Here is a 17,918-nt window from a genome sequence, read left to right as displayed (position 1 = left end):
TGGAGACCAGAACACCTCGCAGAAGTGTGACTAACGACAGCATGCCGCCAGTCCTGATCAGGGGCACGAACAAGCGCACTCGCCACATCAGCCCAACCTACTTCACCGCAGCTTGGTCAAGGGACCTGACGGGTTATCGCGCTGCCGCATCCAGTTGCACTTCCGCCTTCCCCACCGGATTACGCGGGTCGCTGCCGCCGCTGAGCACATTGCTGCGCTTGTCCCATTCCACCGTCTGCAGGTTGCCCCACACGTGGCTGGACCCGCGCCCGCCTTCTGCCGTATCGCCGGGCAGTTTGAGCGCGTGACCCATCGCCTGCAGGCCCTTGGCAGTCTGCGGCGAGAACGCGTCGGTTTCGGCGTCGATGACGTCCGGCAACCACTGATGGTGATAGCGCGGCAACGCACTGACCGCCTGCGCATCCAGCCCCGCGTCGTAACCCAGGATGCCGAGCAGCACCATGGTGATGATGCGGCTGCCGCCCGGGGTACCTAGCACGATCGCCTTGTCGGCCGATTCCATGAAGGTGGGCGTCATCGAGCTGAGCATGCGCTTGCCCGGCTTGGGCGCGTTGGCCGCGTAGCCCATCACGCCAAAGGCGTTCGGCGTGCCCGGCTTCAGCGCAAAGTCGTCCATTTCGTCGTTGAGCAGCACGCCGGTGCCCTTGGGGATCAGGCCCGAGCCGTACAACAGGTTGACGGTCTGGGTGCCGCCGACGCGATTGCCTTCGCCATCGATGATGGAAAAGTGCGTGGTCTCGTCGTCTTCCAACGGCGTGGGGTTGCCCGACAACAGATCGCTGGGCGTGGCTTTTTCCGGATTGATGGTGGCACGCAGGCCTTGCGCATAATCCTTGCTGGTCAGCACGCGCTGCGGCACGTCGACAAAGTCCGGGTCGCCGAGGAAGAAGGTGCGGTCGCGGTAGGCACGGCGCATCGATTCCACCACCAGATGCGTGCGATGCACGTCATCGAGCTTGTTCAAGTCCCAGCCTTCCAGAATCTGCAGCATGGCTGCCAGCGCAATACCACCCGAGGACGGCGGCGGCGCGGTGGTGATCTTCCAGCCGCGATAATCGAACTGGATCGGCGTGCGCTCTTTCACCGTGTAACCGGCCAGCTCCGCCGCAGTCCAATGCCCGCCCGCCTGCTTGACACCGGCGATCAGCTTCTTGGCGGTCTCGCCCTTGTAGAACCCGTCAAAGCCCTTGTCGCCGAGTAGCTTCAAGGTATGGGCCAACTCGGGTTGCTTGAAGGTGTCGCCTTCGGCAATGGGTTTTCCGCCGCGCAAATACACCTCACGCGTCCCGGGATAGCGCTCCATTACTTCGCGCCGCGAGGCGTAGCCCTTGGCCATGCGCGCATACACCGGGAAGCCGTCGGTGGCGATGCGGATCGCCGGCGCCAGCGATTGCTTGAGCGGCAGCCGGCCGTGCTTGGACGCCAGCTCCACCAGCGCGGCGGGCAGACCGGGAATGCCGGCCGACCACGGCCCGTTGACCGAGCGGTCGCGGTCCAGTTCGCCCTGCTTATTGAGGAATTTTTCCGGCGTGGCCGATTCCGGCGCGTATTCGCGCGCGTCCAGCATCACGTCCTTGCCGGTCTTGACATCGTGCAGCAGAAAGAATCCACCGCCGCCCAGGCCCGAGCTGATCGGCTCGACCACCGCCAGCGTGGACGACACCGCAATGGCCGCATCGAACGCGTTGCCGCCCTCGCGCAGGATCTGCAGCCCGGCATCGGTGGCCAATGCATGGCCGCTGGCCACCGCCGCACCGGGCGGATGCGCGGCGACTGCAGCGGGCGCGCCGGCGGAAGGCTTGGCGCCATCCGCAGACCAGGCCGGCGGTGCCAGCACCAAGGCCAGCAACAGCAGGCCGCGTATCGAAAAACGTTGGGAGAAAGTGCTCACGGGACGGGAGGCTCCTGTTCGTACAGTTCGGGATGATCGCGCTGCAGCTGCATGAGCTTGGCCAGCAATTGATCATGGGTTTCCGGAATCTCCGGATCCGGGTCGATGCACTCGACCGGGCACACCACCACGCATTGCGCTTCGTCGAAATGGCCCACGCATTCGGTACAGCGTGCCGGATCGATCACGTAGATGGTTTCGCCCATCGAGATCGCCTGATTCGGGCATGCCGGTTCGCAGACGTCGCAATTGACGCACAGCGCATTGATCTTCAGCGACATGGCAGCTCCGCAGATCGGGGCGCAGCGCGCTGCAGCATGCAGGCGCAAACCGCGCGGGCGAGCCGGACGACAACGCCGGGGGCGTTGCCGAAAGCCGGCCCAGACAGGCCGGCTACGAGGGAGTGCAACTTCAGCAGCATGGTGCGTTTCCACGCCGCGGCCGGGTGCGCCCTCCCGCGCATCCGGCCTGATACGGCATTACTTGGCTTCAACGAAGGTGTATTCCGCGCCCTTGGGCTGGACGATGGTCTGCACGCGCGCATTCTCGGCGGCGTCGCCAATGAACAGCACGCGCACGCCCTTCATCGAATCCGGCTGCACGTCCTTGAACGCGGCGTCGATCAGGTCGGCCATCTTGGTGGAGGCGGACGAACCGAAGGCCAGCATGTTGCCCGGCTGCACGCCACGCGCCAGCGCGGTCTTGACGCTTTCCAGCTGACGCTCGTAGCTGCCGGCGAACTCGGCATCGGACTCCGGCGGCAAGTAGTAGAGGAACGGGCTGTTGGTGGTGGCGCCCAGGTTCTGGCCGACCACTTCCTGCAGGTACTTCTTCCAGCCGGCGTTGTCGTCCTTGGCCGGGGCCTTCAGCGCTGCCGGAGCGGCAGCGGCGGTCGGCGCCGGCTCTTCTTTCTTGCAGGCGGTGACCGCCAGAGCGGCGATCGAAGCGAGCGCCAGAGCGCGCATGGTGTGTTTCATGAAACTCCTCCCTTTGAAAAGCGTGGTGATGGAACGACAGATGAGATCAGGCCTGCGCGCGGGACTCGCGCACTTGCCGCAAGGCTTCGACCACCGAGGCCGGCACGAAGCCGGAAACGTCGCCGCCCAGCCGCGCGATCTCGCGCACCAGCGACGACGAAATGAAGCTGTATTGCTCGGCCGGAGTGAGGAACAGCGTTTCCACTTCCGGGATCAGATGACGATTCATGCTAGCCATCTGAAATTCGTATTCGAAGTCGGACACCGCACGCAGGCCGCGCAGCAGCACGCCGGCATGCATGTCGCGCACAAAATGCGCCAGCAGCGTATCGAAACCGCGCACTTCCACATTCTTGTGCGCCGCCAATGCCTCCTGTGCCAGCGCGACGCGTTTTTCCAGCGGCAATGCCGGGCCTTTGGACGGGCTGTACGCCACGCCCACCACCACGCGCTCGAACAACGGCGCGGCACGGTTCACCAGGTCGATATGGCCATTGGTGATCGGGTCGAAGGTACCGGGATAGACGGCGGTGCGGCTGTTGGCCACGCTCATACGGAAACTACCGGGGTCGGATCGCCGTTCAGTGTAGCAGCGGCCCGGCGATACAGCGCATAGCGCACCTGCCGGGTACCGCCCTCGCGGTGCAGGTGCCAACCGGCCGGCAGCTGCAGCGCCAGGTCGGCCGGCGCTTCCAGATACAGCCAGGCCTCGGCGGCCAGATGTGCGGGCAGGCGTTCGAACACGCTCGGCCACAGACCGGCCGCGAACGGCGGGTCGACGAAGACGATGTCGAACAGGGCCGCAGGCGCGCGCTCCAGCCAGCGCAGCGCGTCTTCCTGCAGTACCTGCACCTGATCGGCCGCCTCCAGCTTGGTCACGTGCTCGCGCAGCCGCTGCGCCAGGCCGGGGTCGCGCTCGATCAGCGTGGCATGCGCGGCCCCGCGCGAGACCGACTCCAGCCCCAGCGCGCCGGAGCCGGCAAACAGATCCAGCACACGCGCCCCGCGCAGCCGCGGCATCAGCCAGTTGAACACCGTTTCGCGCACGCGGTCGCTGCTGGGGCGCAGGCCCGGCAGGTCAGGCACCGCCAACCGCGTGTTGCGCCAGCGCCCGCCCACGATGCGCACCTGGCCTTCGGCGCCACGCGGCGCCGGCCGTGCCGGGCGGCTCATCGCAACGCGCCTGTGGCAGGCGGACGACGGCGTAACACAGGTGGCGCAAGTGGCAGCATGGGTCGGAATGCAGGCGATGGCCGCCCATGATACCGCTGCCGCCGGCATACCCGCCCCGCCCGTCCGGGGCACCGACGCGCCACACCTTCGCGCAGGCACGCCTTGAAAAAAACCGCCGACGGCCTCATCCCCCAGGCCATCGGCCGCAGTGCGGCCCGGACCACCATGGAGCACGACCCCAATGACCGTTGACACCGACAAGCAGACGCTGGGCTTCCAGACCGAGGTCAAGCAGCTGCTGCAGCTGATGATCCATTCGTTGTACTCGAACAAGGAAATCTTCCTGCGCGAGCTGGTTTCCAACGCTGCCGACGCCGCCGACAAGCTGCGCTTCGAAGCCTTGGTCAAGCCCGAGCTGCTGGAAGGCAGCAGCGAGCTGCGCATCCGCGTCGACTACGACAAGGACGCGCGCACCGTCACCATCGACGACAACGGCATCGGCATGAGCCGCGAGGATGCGGTCTCGCATCTGGGCACCATCGCCAAGTCCGGCACCGCCGACTTCCTCAAGCATCTGAGCGGCGACCAGAAGAAGGACGCCAACCTGATCGGCCAGTTCGGCGTCGGTTTCTACAGCGCCTTCATCGTCGCCGACCAGGTGGACGTGTACTCGCGCCGCGCCGGCCTGCCCGCCAACGAAGGCGTGCATTGGTCCTCGCGTGGCGAAGGCGAATTCGAAATCGCCAGCATCGACAAGCCCGAGCGCGGCACCCGTATCGTGCTGCAACTGAAGGAAGGCGAAGATTCTTTCGCCGACAGCTGGACCCTGCGCAACATCCTCAAGAAGTATTCCGACCACATCGGCCTGCCGATCGAAATGCGCAAGGAGCATCACGGCGAACAGGCCGATGCGCCCGCCGAGCCGGAGTGGGAAGCGGTCAACCGCGCCAGCGCGTTGTGGACGCGCCCCAAGTCCGAGATCAAGGACGAGGAATATCAGGAGTTCTACAAGCACGTCGCGCACGATGCGGGCAACCCGCTGGCGTGGAGCCATAACAAGGTCGAAGGCAAGCTGGAATACACCTCGCTGCTGTTCGTTCCCGGCCGCGCCCCGTTCGATCTGTATCACCGCGATTCGGCCAAGGGCCTGAAGCTGTACGTGCAGCGCGTTTTCATCATGGACCAGGCCGAGCAGTTCCTGCCGCTGTACCTGCGTTTCATCAAGGGCGTGGTGGATTCGTCGGATCTGTCGCTCAACGTCTCGCGCGAAATCCTGCAATCCGGCCCGGTGGTGGACTCGATGAAGTCCGCGCTGACCAAGCGCTCGCTGGACATGCTGGAAAAACTCGCCAAGGACAAGCCTGACGATTACGCCACCTTCTGGCGCAACTTCGGCCAGGCGTTGAAAGAAGGCCCTGCTGAAGATTATGCAAACCGCGAAAAGGTCGCCGGCCTGCTGCGTTTCTCGTCCACGCACGACACCACCGGCGCGCAGAGTGTGGGCCTGGCCGATTATGTGAGCCGCCTGGCCGAGGGCCAGGACAAGCTGTACTACCTCACCGGCGAAAGTTACGCGCAGATCAAGGACAGCCCGCACCTGGAAGTCTTCCGCAAGAAAGGCATCGAAGTGTTGCTGCTCACCGACCGCATCGACGAATGGCTGATGAGCTACCTCACCGAATTCGACGGCAAGTCGTTCGTCGACGTGGCACGCGGCGACCTGGACCTGGGCAAGCTGGATTCGGAAGAAGACAAGAAGGCGCAGGAAGAAGTCGCCAAGTCCAAGGAAGGCCTGGCCTCGCGCATCAAGACCGCCCTCGGCGACGACGTGGCCGAAGTACGCGTCTCCCACCGCCTGACCGACTCCCCCGCCATCCTCGCCATCGGCCAGGGCGACCTGGGCCTGCAGATGCGTCAGTTGCTGGAAGCCAGCGGCCAGGCCGTGCCGGAAAGCAAGCCGGTGTTCGAATTTAACCCGGCCCACCCGCTGATCGAAAAGCTGGATGCGGAACAAGACATGGACCGCTTCGGCGATTTGAGCCGCGTATTGTTCGACCAGGCTGCGTTGGCGGCGGGCGATAGCCTCAAGGATCCGGCGGCGTATGTGCGGCGGTTGAATAAGTTGTTGTTGGAGTTGTCGGCCTAACAGCTGCGATGTAGCAGCTGAAAATACAACGGCTGGAGCATACTCTGGCCGTTGTATTTAAACTGGCAAATGCTTGACCAACCTTCCTCCTCCGCACTTTTTTTGCTACATGCCTTAACATAGGAGTAGCTGCAGACGAGACCGGCCATCCATTTAGATCTAGATAATGAGCCCTAGAGGATATTTACCACGCTACTGACATAGAATATTCATCGATTCAGCCTCAACGCAGTCCGTAGCGACCACTATCCAGCAGTAATCTTAGACCACCATGAAGACCTCATACGACTGGCATCTAACTATGACTCAAAATTCTTGACCAGAATTCAATTCGACTTAAACAGCCTTTTTATCCTAATACAGCAGGGAGCAATAATGAAGGCACTAATAATCGACCAATTTTGCCGCAGTTGAATTCCGATAAACAAGACCAGCACATCCACACCAATCATATTTACCAACAGCACAGCCGACAGCAACTCGGGATTGGACAGGAGCAAGATCGCAGTTGCAAACAGGATACCCCCACCCCATCGGCGAACGAACCGGGTATTTAACTTATCTCGAAAGAAACCCATCATTCGACTTCGCTCTGCTCCCGTTCCAGCCAGATCCTCGCCGAACGACGGATTGCCGGATCGGCATCGTGTTCGGCGCTGCGCCACAGCCCGCCCCTCTCTCCTGGTGCGAGCAAGCTAGCGACTTCTAGTGCAGCATTGCGTACGCGCCAATGACCGCTGCCAAAGGCGAGTTGCTCGATGGAGTCAAAGGCTTCCGTTGTTCCGAGCAACGCGGCGAAGATTAGTAACGGCGTGAAAAACTCAATTTAGACTGCCTTGCACAACACCGCTCATCGCATAGAGGTAATCGAGGCTGGGCGCAAATCCACTACGTTCCCAGTGCCCAACGGTTGCCCTATTGACGCCCAATTTTTGCGCCAGCTCGGTCTGGGACATTCCAGCCCCAATCCTGGCAGCACGGATCCTCGTCGCTAAAGAAATCGTTTCGCTGTCCAATTAGCTCCTCCACCATCTCCTACATGCATAGGTTCAGAGTCTCCTCACTTGAAGAGCCGAAGTCAAACAGTAGGAAGGGCTTTAGTTGGATAACAGCTGGGAACATTGAAGCTCCCATCATTTGCGCGGAAGCATTGCGAATTTATCAAGTCGTGCCAGTAGCACTTTGGAGTCAGATGTTGCGGACTACATAACGAATCGCAGACACAACCATGACTGGGCGCAATAGCGTTATCTCCCGTTAAAGAACGTGATTCATTTCGTTTTTTAGCATCGTCGCCCTTAGGCAGAGGCACCTATCATCAGCTGCAGGCGACGACATCGACCATAGAGTGAAGTCGTGGTCGCTGCTATGTACGCGCTCACGCCGACTCCAACACCCAACACCCGAACGCAGGCCCGGCCGAGTATCCGGTTTCCGGTTCGATGCGGATCTGTAGGGTGGCGCGGCCGGCCACTGCGGTGGGCAATGCGTAGTCCACATCGATGAAGTCCAGGCCGCGATTGCCGTCCAGGCGCTCGTTGGCGATGAGTTCGCCGTCGGCGAGGATGCGGAAGCGGCGGCGGGTTTCGTCGCCCCAGTAGCGTAGGCGCAGGATGCGGGCCTGGGCGGTGTTGCGCAGGGTGAAGGCGATGAAGCCGCCGGTGCGGGCGTCGCGGCCGGCGCGGCGGCGGTAGCTGAGGGCGTAGGAGCTGTCGCTGGTGAGGGCGTGTGCCTTTTCTGATACGTCGTCGCCCAGGGCGACACGATCCAGTGCGCGCGCGTCGAGTGCGCGTTGCGTTGCGTCGACTGCAGCTTGTTCGGCCTGGCGTTGTTGCCAGGCAGCGGTATCGCGATGTTCCAGGTAGACGGCGCTGCGGCGATCGAACTGGGCGTAGAACGGGGAAAAACGCCATTGCTGGGCGCCATCGGCATAGGCGTAGTGGCCATGGGCCGGCAGCGGCTGCAGACGTTGCAGGACGTCATCGCCACCGACCAGCGCCGGCGTTTTGTTGTTCCATGGTGTTGCGGCATCGCCGAGGTCGGCGGCCAACACCAGCGGGCCGCGCATGACGGCCACCCACGCCGGATCGTCGGGTGTGGGTTCCAGGCGCAGCGGCATCTCCAGATTCAGGGACACGCTGTCGCCGGCCTTCCACAGCCGGTCGATACGTAGGTAGCCCTCCACTGGCTGCAGTGTTTGCAGCTGGCCATTGACCTGCAGCGTGTGCGCGCCGGCCCAACCGGGCACGCGCAAGGCGAGCGTGCGTGTGCCTGCCGGCGCGGCGTCGATGCGCAGTGTTACCTGGCCTTGCTCGGGAAGCGTGCTGCGCAAGCTCAGTGCGAAGCCCGCTGCGTCGCGCACGCTGGAGGGCACATACAGATTGACGTAGACGCCCTGCCCGTCTTCCCAGTAAATCGAGTCGCCAAACTGCGCGTGCGCCTCCATGCCGCTGCCGACGCAACACCAGAAATCGTCGAATGGCTTGGACCAGCCACGCGCTTCGCCAGCCAGCAGCGGTGTCATGTAGGTGAACATGCCGGTGCGCGGGTGTTGCTGCGCCATCACGTGATTGAGCAGCGTGCGCTCGTAGTAGTCGAAATACGCCGCCTGCGGCCCCCATTGATACAGATGCCGGGTGAGCTTGAGCATGTTGTAGCTGGCGCAGTGCTCGCAGGTCTGCTCGGTGAGGAACTTGGAGATGCTATCCGGCTGCTGGAAGTATTCGCGGTCGCCGTTGCCACCGATCACGTAGGTGTGGCGGTCGGTGACCGTGTGCCAGAAGAAGCGCGCTGCCGCGCCGGAGGCGGCGTCGCCAGTGACCTCGTACTCGCGGGCCATGCCGATCAGCTTGGGGATATTGGTATTGGAGTGCTGGTGGACCAGTTCATCGCGTTGGGCGACCAGCGGGTCGAGTACGGCGTGATGGTGCAGCCGCTGCGCCAGTGCCAGCCACTGCGCATCGCCGGTTTGCACATGCAACTCGACGAACGATTCGTTGAGGCCACCGAATTCGCAGGACAACACTTTCTGCAGCTGCGCATCGTTCAACGCTGCGAAGATGCCCTGCAGATAACCACCCAGCCCCACCGCCACCTGCAGCGCCTGCGCATTGCCGCAGTGCGCATGCACATCGAGCAGGCCGGCGAACAGCTTGTGCCAGGTATACAGCGGCGCCCAGCTGCCGTTGAGATAAAACGGTGCGGGGTCGATCTTGCCGCGCTTGAGCTCATCGAAGACCGCGCGCCCGCTTTCGATCTTTCCTGCCGCGTTCTTGCGGGTGAAGCCAGCCACATAGCCATCGCCTGCATGCGCCTGGCAACGCGCCAGTTCGCTCACCAGATACGCAGCACGTGTCGCGCATTGCGCATCGCCGGTTTGCGCATGCATCAACGCCAACGCGCTGAGATAGTGGCCGAGCGTATGGCCGGCAATGGTGTCCGCTTCCCAACCGCCGTAGGCTGGCGCCTTGGGGTCGAGGCCTGCGTACAGCACGAAGTTGTGCAATAGCCGGTCCGGCTGCAGCCGCATCAGATAGCGTCGATTGGTGTTGAGCGCATCCAGAAACAGCGAGGGCGTCAGGCGGACCTGAGCAAGCGGCACTGCGCGCATGCTTCCCGGCTGCGCGGCGCTGGCGTCGGCAGGGAAGCGCAGGAAGCCCGCCGCCACTGCCAGGCTGCTCCAGGCCAGAAAACGCCGCCGCGACAGGGTCAACGCATGCGCGGTGGTGCGCTCGGTGTTGGATGGCTCGGTCATGAGGTCAGCTTAGCTCCTGCCGATGCTTGCAGACTGCGCGCGCGGTTACAGCCCAGAGCGGCAATCGCGATGTAGAGCATATGGGCAACATGGTCTACCAATGCCCGATCGGATCGGGCAGCGGCAGTGCGATCAGACAGCGCAGTCGATGTGGCCGCACTCAAAATTTCACCGTCGCGCGCGCCCAGTAGAACCGGCCAAGCAGATCGTAGGTGGCCACATCGGTATTGGCATTGCCGACATTGTTGGAGTAATACAGCGGCGGTTGTTTGTTGGCGATATTGTCCACGCCCACTTCGAAGCGCGTATGCCAGGGCTGCACGTTGTAGCCGAGCTGCAGGTTGTTGTAGACGTAGGCGCCGATGTTGCGCACCACTGTCGGCTGGCTGGAATCGGCCGACAGGCTCTGGTCCGGATCCGAATTACCGATGGCAGTGTTGCCGACATAGCGGATGCGCCAGGTAGCACTCCAGTCGTCCAATGCCCAACTCACCGTACCCAGCGCGCGCCAGCGTGGGAAATTGCCGTATGCCTGCGTGTAGCGACCCACATTATGGATGGTGACCGAGCTGGGGTCGGTGGTATCGGGCAGCACGTCGTAGCGGGTGAGATAGGTGCCGTTGAGACCGACGTTGAAGTTGCCCCAGGCAGTCGCCGGCAGGCGATAGGTCAGGTTGAAGTCCATGCCCTTGGCCCACAGCTTGCCGAGGTTGACGGTGGGCTCGGCGATGTAATTGATGGTGCCGTTGCCGTTGCGATGAATCAACGCGCAGAACGCGCTTGCCGAGTTGGCGTAGCACTGGTTGAGCACCGTTTGCGCGGAGACAGTGGTGATGGTGTCTTCCAGATCGATACGCCACCAGTCGGCGCTGATCGACAGGCCATCGATCCACTGCGGGTCGTAAACCAGGCCCACATCGTACGACTTGCCGGTTTCCGGCTTGAGTTGATAGCCCGCCACTGCCGCGCCGGACACCTTGCCCGACACCTGCCCGTCCGATTGCTGGTAGCTGCCGTCGGTGGGCACATTGGCGCAAGCCACGGTATTGCCGCCGGTGTAGCCGTTGCAGGGGTCGTTGACGGTGGCCGCATCGCCTGCCACGCCGGCATACAGCTCGTTGATGTTGGGCGCGCGAAACACCTGCGAGACGGTGCCGCGTACCAGCAGATTTTCGATCGGCCGATACTCCAACGACACCTTGCTATTGGTCTTGCTGCCCACCGAGCTGTAATCCGAAAAACGCGTGCCCAGGGTGATATTGAGCGCGTTGATGCCGGGCAGGTCCTTGAGTAGCGGGAACAACGCTTCGGCATAGGCTTCCTTGACGTCGAAGCCGCCGCTCAATGTGGACGAACAGTATTCGATCACCCCGCACAATCCGTTTTCGTCGCCGGTCCACAGCGCATCGGATGCCGTCGTGGAGCGTTCCTTGCGATACGAAAGCCCGGCCGCCAGGCTGGCCGCACCGGCCGGTAGGTCGAACAGCGTGCCGTTGGCATTGGCTTCGAATTGTTTGACCGTGTAGACGCTGGTCACGATCGGGTTGACCACCATGCCCTGCAAGGTGGCCAGGTTTGAGCTGTCGTTGAGGTTGAAGAAATTCAGCGGTGTGCAGCCAGCGATCGCTGCGCCTGCGCTGCCGCATTTGACTGCGCCGTCGCTGTCCAGAAACGACGGCCCGATGGCTTGATTGAACGCGGCATAGTCCAGAAAGCCGTTATTGATCGACTTCTGCTTGACCTTGCCGTAGTTGAAGTTTGCATCCCACTGCCAGGAACTGTCGCCGAAGCGACCGCGCACGCCGGGGCTGATCTGGAAGTTGTAGGTGTTGTATTGATAACTGCGGTTGCCCAGCACCGTGGCGCGGGTATTGAGGTCGTTGTACGAGGTACCGGTGGTGCGGTCGGTACCGAAGTTGACGCCGAACGGGTTGTAGTAACTCTGCGACGACACCAGGATGTTGTCGCCGTTGGAGAAGATCGGAATCGGCGCGATGATCGAGGCCGATTCGGTTTTACTGAACCAGGTGTTGACGTACCCCTCCACGCTGTCGCTGAAGCGAAATGTGCCCAGCAGGAAGGCATTGGTGCGCTTTTGCGGGGTCTGCAACAAATTGAACGGCTGATAGTTGTAGGAATCGGCGCTGGGGTTATAGCAGTGAAAATCGCCTGGACCGGCGCGACCGCTGACGCCCCCATTGAGCGTGACCCGCGCGCAGCCATTGGCCTGCCGAAGCTGATTGGACTGATCCGAGCCATCGTTGAAGTTGACCGTGCCGGCGGGTGTGGCAGAAGACCCCTGCTTCACCGGCACGCCATCGGTCAGTGCCAGCGCGTCCTTGGAGTAGTCGCGCGCACCGGCCGAGACCGGGTCGATGTTGTGGTACGACAGCCCGCCGATCAGGCTGCCACGCTCCCAGGTCTTGCCGGCGGTGAGTGCGAAGTTGCGCCGGTTGCCATCGCGCTCGCTGCTGGTACCGAAGTCGCTGCTGAACTGCACGCCGTCGAAGTGCGTGCGCAGGATGAAGTTGACCACACCACCGATGGCGTCGGACCCGTACACCGCAGAAGCACCATCGCTGAGCACCTCGATGCGCTCGATCATGCTGGTCGGAATGGCGTTGACGTCGTTGTACGCAAGCCGGATACCGTTGACCAACACCAAGGTGCGCTTGTCGCCCAGGCCGCGTAGCGAAATCGCCGAGGCACCGGTGCCGCCGCCGTTATTGGTGTACGGGTTGGTGGCGTTGCCGGCGATCGATGGCAGTTCCTGCAGCAGGTCGCCCACTGTGGCCTTGCCGGTTGCAGCAATCTGTTCCTGGCTCACCGTGACTACCGGGTTTGCGGTTTCGGTGTCCACACGGCGCAGGCGCGACCCGGTGACGACCACGCTGTCCAGCGTCTGCGTCGCGTCGCCGTTGCCGGCCTGTTGCGCATGTGCAGGAACCGCCGTGCCTGCGGCAAGCGCCAGCACCAACGCGGTGGCGAGCATGCTGGGCAGCGGGCGCGGCCTGGTCACGGTGCGACGAGGAATGGGCAGCGACGGCATCGACATGCAAGTCTCCTGAATTGAAAAGTGGCTAAACGACGGGCAACACACTCCCGTACCGGTATGCGCCAGTGAGGGTCAGAACAGATGGAAGACAGGCACCGCGACGAAATCCTTCGCCATGGCCGTACCGCAGACGCAGACATCCATCAACGCGCGCGATCAGGTTCGATCGCGCAACCACGCGTGGTATCCGATGGAGGTTGGTTCGTTCATGGAGTCGCCCATGCGCTCCAGTTTCATCAGCTGGTCACAATGTGCCTGTGCGCAGGCGCTACGTCTTGTCGCATTTGTCGACCGTGCATGCGGAAAACAGCATGGTTGCCATGCGCATGGGTGTGCGTGCAGGCAGCGCTGTGCCACCTCGGCGTGCTGGTGTCGCCTGCCGCACATCGAGAGCGACCACCGCAACACCTGGGTCCGCCAGACCAGCGCGACGATGCGCAGTGCTGCATAGCGTGCGTCCAGGGCGGCTTCGCAGCGCCGCCCGCCCCCAGCTGACGCGCACTCGCGATAGTTGCTGTGTTGGCATACGCCGACCGCAGATCCAGAGCGTGGACCTGCGGTCGGGGACGCTTATCGCTGCAACATCAGCGCCTCATCTGCATGCCGTCTCATCGATACGATGGCCGTTGGTGTTCCAGTTCTGATCCAGCCCATCGGTTCCTGTATAGGCCGAGCAGGTGCTGGCCGAACCCGACAGCGGCGTGGCGCCGGCGATGCTGACTTCGTACGGAAACTGCACCGGCTTCTTGCCTGCCAACTGTTCGACGATGGTCGGCACGATGCTGTAGCGATACGGCGTGGCCGTGACCACCAGATAGGTCTGTTTGGCGTCCGCCGGCAGCGCCAAGCTCACTGTGCTGCTTGCCGTCGCCTCCACTGCCGCCAGTGCTGCATAGGTCGGGCGGGACTGCGCATCCACACTGACCAGGGTAAAACGCCACGCCGCCTGGTCGGCAGCGGTCTTCCCCTGCAAGCTCACGCTGATTGTTTTTGCTCCGGTCTGCGGTGTCAGCGGAATGACATGGGTACCGTAGATGTTCAACGGCCGCTCCGGTGAGGAGGCATACCGGCCGCGCGCGGCCAATGCCCTTAACGGCACATAGCGTTTGGCGGCGGCGCGGTCCTTGCTGATGTCGAGCAAGGCCTTCTGGCTGAGGAAGTCGAATGCGGCAAGCCGCGCACCGTAGCGCCCCATGAAATCGGCAAACGAACGAAAACCCTGCGGAAACACGCCCTGTTGCTGACCAAGGCGGACTACGGTCTGCATCGGCAGTTCCACGGTATCGCCAGCGGCATTACGCTGATTTTTCAGCCACATGTCCCAGACCAGCGAACGGGTTGCATCTGCTTCGGCCAGAAACATCAACAACGGATGCGCGCCGTAGCGGCTCTCCGGAAACAGCGGCCCGTTCTCAAGATTGGACTGGTAGTACCCCACTGCAGAATCGTCCATCCGCCCGGTCTGGAACGCGCTCCAGTTGGCGTGGGTTTCCCAGAACCAACCAGCGGCCTGCAGATCGCGGTAACCGCCGCTGTAGTACTGCAAGGTGTGCACGAACTCATGCGCTACCGAGTGCGAACCGTATCCAAGCGCCCATGACGAGACCCCGATCGCCTGCCCGGCACTGGCGCCGCATTCGGTGAGATCGCCGCCCTGCGCATAGGGCAGCCCGGTGCCGCACAGGTAGACATTGATGCGTTTGGGCGTCGTTACTCCGGCATAGGGCATCGGTGCGCCCAGCAGATCGGCATTCATTTGCCAGACCTTTTCGAACCAGGCGGCGCTCTGGTTAACGAAGGTCGTCCACGCGACGCCGCGCTTGGCCACATCGCGATAACTCTCCCCAGCCGTCTTCACCCCGTACCAGAAGGCGAAGTGTTGGGTTTCGTATTTTTTCGCAGATCCATTCGCCAGCATCGCGGCGGTGATCGTGTCCGGCTCGGCGGCGGTGACATAGGTGCGCCGATCCACGCGCACCGGATGCGCCTTGGCAACGGTGGCGACGTACTGCCGGTCCGACGCTGCGAAAGACGGCAGCTGATAACGCCGTCGGCAACCATCGGGATATTCCAGTACCACCGATCGCACCGATACCGCCGAATCCTCGCCAAATGCAGTGACCAACCTGGCCTGGAACGGCGGCCCCTCGGCAGCGCCGACCGCGTTCAATGCGGCCGAACCGCCGCTCGGCGTCCAGGTGCGTAACGGCTGGGCGGCACCCCACGGCGCATCGCTGGAACGCGATTGACACCCCACTGTTTCCGCCGCAACGGCGATGCCAGGTAGCGTTGCCGATAAGGCGGTTGCCAGGATCGCGTTGGCGATGACGCGTGTTCGATGTTGCATGACATTCTCCAACAAGCCACGCCGGAATGGCGGGCTTTGAGCTAACAGGTGTGCTCGACGCATGCACACGATTCCGCAGACCGCGGCATGCACGTGCAATCACGCGGGTGGCGGCGCGACGGCTGGGTCGGGCGATGTGCGATTCCACTCAGGCGTTGGTGCCTGCTGCATCCAGCGCACGAAAAAATCCAGCAGCCGACGGCGGCCGTAACTGCCACCAGCGCCATGGTCGCCACCCGGCACCACCAGCAGATCGAAATCCTTGCCGGCCTTGATCAGGCGATCGGCCACCTGGAAGGTGCTGGCGGGATCGACATTCATATCCATGTCGCCGGTGACCAGCAGCAGATGTCCTTGCAGGCGCGCGGCGTTTTCCACGTTGGACGATTCGGCATACCACGGCCCTACCGGCCAGCCCATCCATTGCTCGTTCCACCAGATCTTGTCCATGCGGTTGTCGTGGCAGCCGGAATTGGCCACGCCCGCCACATAGAACTCGGGATGGAACAACAACGCGCCCAACGCGTTCTGACCACCGGCCGAGGTGCCGTACACGCCGACGCCGCCGCGGATGTCGTACCACGGGTACTGCACGGCCGCGGCGGTGTGCCAGGCGATGCGATCCGGCAGACCGGCGTCCTTGAGATTGCGCCAGGCCACGTCGTGGAAGGCGCGCGCGCGATTATTGGTGCCCATCCCATCGATCTGCGCCACCGCAAACCCCAGCGCGGTCAGCGGCGGCACCCGGGTGGTGAAGCTTTTCGGCACGAAGGAACCTTGCGGGCCGGCATAGATGTCTTCGACCACGCGATAGCGCTGCTGCGGATCCAGCTGTTGCGGGCGATGGATCACGCCCCAGATTTCGGTCTTGCCATCGCGCCCGGTGGTATGGAACGGCAACGGCGCCTGCCAGCCGGCCGCCTGCAGGCGGCTCAGATCGGTGCGCTCGATGGTGCGTGCCACGCTGCCGTCGGTGCTGCGCCGCAGCTCCAGCACCGGGCCCAGATCCACGCGCGAGTAAAGATCCAGCAACCATGTTCCATCCGGCGAATACTGCACGGCATGGTCGGCCTGCTGCGGCGTCAACGCGGTCAGCCCGCTGCCATCGATGCCGATGCGATAGGCGTGGCGGTAATACGGATCTTCGCCGGGTTGCATGCCGGCGGCGCTGAAATACAGCTGCCCCGCTGCCTCGTCGATGCGATCGAGCTTGCGCACCACCCACTCGCCGTGGGTGAGCTGACGGATCACTGCGCCGGTGCGGCCATCGTAGAGATACAGATGCTCCCAGCCATCGCGCTCGGAGGCCCACACGATCTGCGCGCCATCGGCTAGATCGCGGCGCGCGTGCTTGCCGCCGTCTTCGTGCTCGCCGCTAAGCTCGGAGTATTCGATGAAGGTGGGCGAGGTTTCTTCGATCAGCGTGCGCGCAGCGGCGCTGCGTGCATCCACCTCGATGACGCGATACAGCTGATGCCCGCGTGCGTTGTACTCGAAGGTGAAACCGCGACTGTCCTTCCACCACACCATCTCGCTCAAGGTGAAGGCATTGGGCAGCAGCGTCATCGCCACCGGATGCGCCGCGCGCGTGGCGATGTCGAAGAGCACCGGCTGCATCACCGGCAACACATCGCCCGGCTTGGGATAGATCTGCTGGTGCAGTTTGGGCTGCACGCGGTCGGCGGGCGCCGATTCGATGTAATAGACGATGCGCGGTGGCGGCGCCTTGACCCGATACGCCGCCAAATGCTGCGAATCCGGCGACCACACCAGGCTGTCCAGCGCGTAGTAATCGTCGGCACTGCCATCGCGACTGAGCACGCTGCGCTCACCGCCACTCGCGGGCGCGATCACCACATTGGCTTGTTCGATCCAGGCGCGCCAGCGTCCATCCGGCGACAGCTTGACGTTGCGTTCGCCTGGCACGAGCGGAAGCCGCATGTCCATCGATTCCGGAGGCGCATCGCGGTCGTGCAGATGCACGCAGGCATAGCGCGACAGCGTGCATTGCCAGCCGACGCCGGCGAGCTGGAAGGCCAGACGGTCCTGCTGCAAGGTGGGCGCCTGCAGCGTCAGCGCCGCCGCATCCACAGCGACCGCACCGGCCTTGGTCAATGCCGCCGCTAGGCGTGCATGGTCGAACGCCAGCGTGTTGCGGCCGCTGGCAGCATCCACCATGCGGTATTCGATGGCCGGCGGCTGACCGGTGCGGGCAACGCCACGTCGATACAGGAAGTGCCCGGCATCGACCCACGTCGGCATGCTGGGCTCGTGCTCGACCAGCGAGGCGTAGTGCTGCGACAGACCGAGCGCACGCGTGTAATCCGCTGCAGTGGGGGCCGCTGCGGACGCAGATGTCGGCATCGCTTTCGAGGTCGCTGAGGCCGTAGGCATCGCTGCAGATGCGGGCGTGGATGCCGCCGCCGGCATGATGGACGCGGCCGCCAACGCCAACTGCAACGGCCACATCGCAACAGACCGTAGCAGCGTGCGGCAACGGAAAAACAGCCTAGGGATCATGCGCACTGCAAGCCTCATTGTGGTTGGGTCATTA

Annotated in this window: 11 protein-coding genes and 1 pseudogene; 1 reads left to right on the top strand and 11 read right to left on the bottom strand. The window is 63.2% G+C overall.

The window, feature by feature from the left end:
* Positions 1–133: 133 nt before the first annotated feature.
* The 5 genes from ggt to rsmD all read right to left on the bottom strand — a co-directional run bounded on the left by ggt (position 134) and on the right by rsmD (position 4,062).
* The gene (gene ggt / locus ABQZ00_RS07095) at positions 134–1,912 is read right to left on the bottom strand and encodes a gamma-glutamyltransferase (protein WP_323537239.1); all 1,779 of its coding nucleotides are present in this window, start codon (positions 1,910–1,912) and stop codon (positions 134–136) included.
* Positions 1,909–2,193, bottom strand: coding sequence for a YfhL family 4Fe-4S dicluster ferredoxin (locus ABQZ00_RS07090; RefSeq protein ID WP_115513252.1), 285 nt, complete (start codon positions 2,191–2,193; stop codon positions 1,909–1,911). Before ABQZ00_RS07090 ends, ggt begins: the two co-directional genes overlap by 4 nt.
* Before the next feature lie 198 nt (positions 2,194–2,391).
* The gene (locus ABQZ00_RS07085; protein ID WP_055851674.1) at positions 2,392–2,889 is read right to left on the bottom strand and encodes a hypothetical protein; all 498 of its coding nucleotides are present in this window, start codon (positions 2,887–2,889) and stop codon (positions 2,392–2,394) included.
* Between the two features lie 46 nt (positions 2,890–2,935).
* Positions 2,936–3,442 (bottom strand): pantetheine-phosphate adenylyltransferase, encoded by a 507-nt coding sequence (gene coaD / locus ABQZ00_RS07080; RefSeq protein WP_055851671.1) that lies wholly within the window; start codon positions 3,440–3,442, stop codon positions 2,936–2,938.
* Positions 3,439–4,062 carry a 16S rRNA (guanine(966)-N(2))-methyltransferase RsmD gene (gene rsmD / locus ABQZ00_RS07075; RefSeq protein WP_323537240.1) on the bottom strand — a complete coding sequence of 208 codons (624 nt, stop codon included), beginning with the start codon at positions 4,060–4,062 and terminating at the stop codon, positions 3,439–3,441. The genes coaD and rsmD overlap by 4 nt, the downstream gene beginning before the upstream one ends.
* Positions 4,063–4,303: 241 nt before the next feature.
* Here rsmD and htpG point away from each other — a divergent pair, with 241 nt between their 5' ends.
* The gene (gene htpG / locus ABQZ00_RS07070; RefSeq protein ID WP_323537241.1) at positions 4,304–6,208 is read left to right on the top strand and encodes a molecular chaperone HtpG; all 1,905 of its coding nucleotides are present in this window, start codon (positions 4,304–4,306) and stop codon (positions 6,206–6,208) included.
* Positions 6,209–6,785: 577 nt separating this feature from the next.
* On the opposite strand, the pseudogene ABQZ00_RS07065 reads toward htpG, so the two are convergent.
* The 6 genes and pseudogenes from ABQZ00_RS07065 to ABQZ00_RS07040 all read right to left on the bottom strand — a co-directional run.
* Positions 6,786–7,016: pseudogene (locus ABQZ00_RS07065) on the bottom strand (transposase); the annotation flags it as partial.
* Between the two features lie 13 nt (positions 7,017–7,029).
* Entirely contained in the window at positions 7,030–7,224 is a 195-nt protein-coding gene (locus ABQZ00_RS07060; protein WP_323537242.1) for a helix-turn-helix transcriptional regulator, read from the bottom strand.
* Positions 7,225–7,586: 362 nt separating this feature from the next.
* On the bottom strand, positions 7,587–9,962 hold the full coding sequence (locus tag ABQZ00_RS07055) for a beta-L-arabinofuranosidase domain-containing protein (RefSeq protein WP_323537243.1): 2,376 nt from the start codon (positions 9,960–9,962) through the stop codon (positions 7,587–7,589).
* Between the two features lie 160 nt (positions 9,963–10,122).
* Positions 10,123–13,011, bottom strand: a complete 2,889-nt coding sequence (locus tag ABQZ00_RS07050) for a TonB-dependent receptor domain-containing protein (protein WP_323537439.1) — start codon at positions 13,009–13,011, stop codon at positions 10,123–10,125.
* 598 nt (positions 13,012–13,609) lie between these two features.
* Positions 13,610–15,364, bottom strand: a complete 1,755-nt coding sequence (locus tag ABQZ00_RS07045) for a DUF6055 domain-containing protein (protein ID WP_323537244.1) — start codon at positions 15,362–15,364, stop codon at positions 13,610–13,612.
* A 99-nt stretch (positions 15,365–15,463) separates the two neighbouring features.
* Entirely contained in the window at positions 15,464–17,902 is a 2,439-nt protein-coding gene (locus ABQZ00_RS07040; RefSeq protein WP_503064247.1) for a S9 family peptidase, read from the bottom strand.
* Positions 17,903–17,918: the final 16 nt, after the last annotated feature.

It is taken from the genome of Xanthomonas sp. WHRI 10204, assembly GCF_040202875.1.
Lineage (GTDB): Bacteria > Pseudomonadota > Gammaproteobacteria > Xanthomonadales > Xanthomonadaceae > Xanthomonas.
Note: the sequence above shows the minus strand (reverse complement) of the source record. Positions and strands in the feature narration are given on the sequence as shown.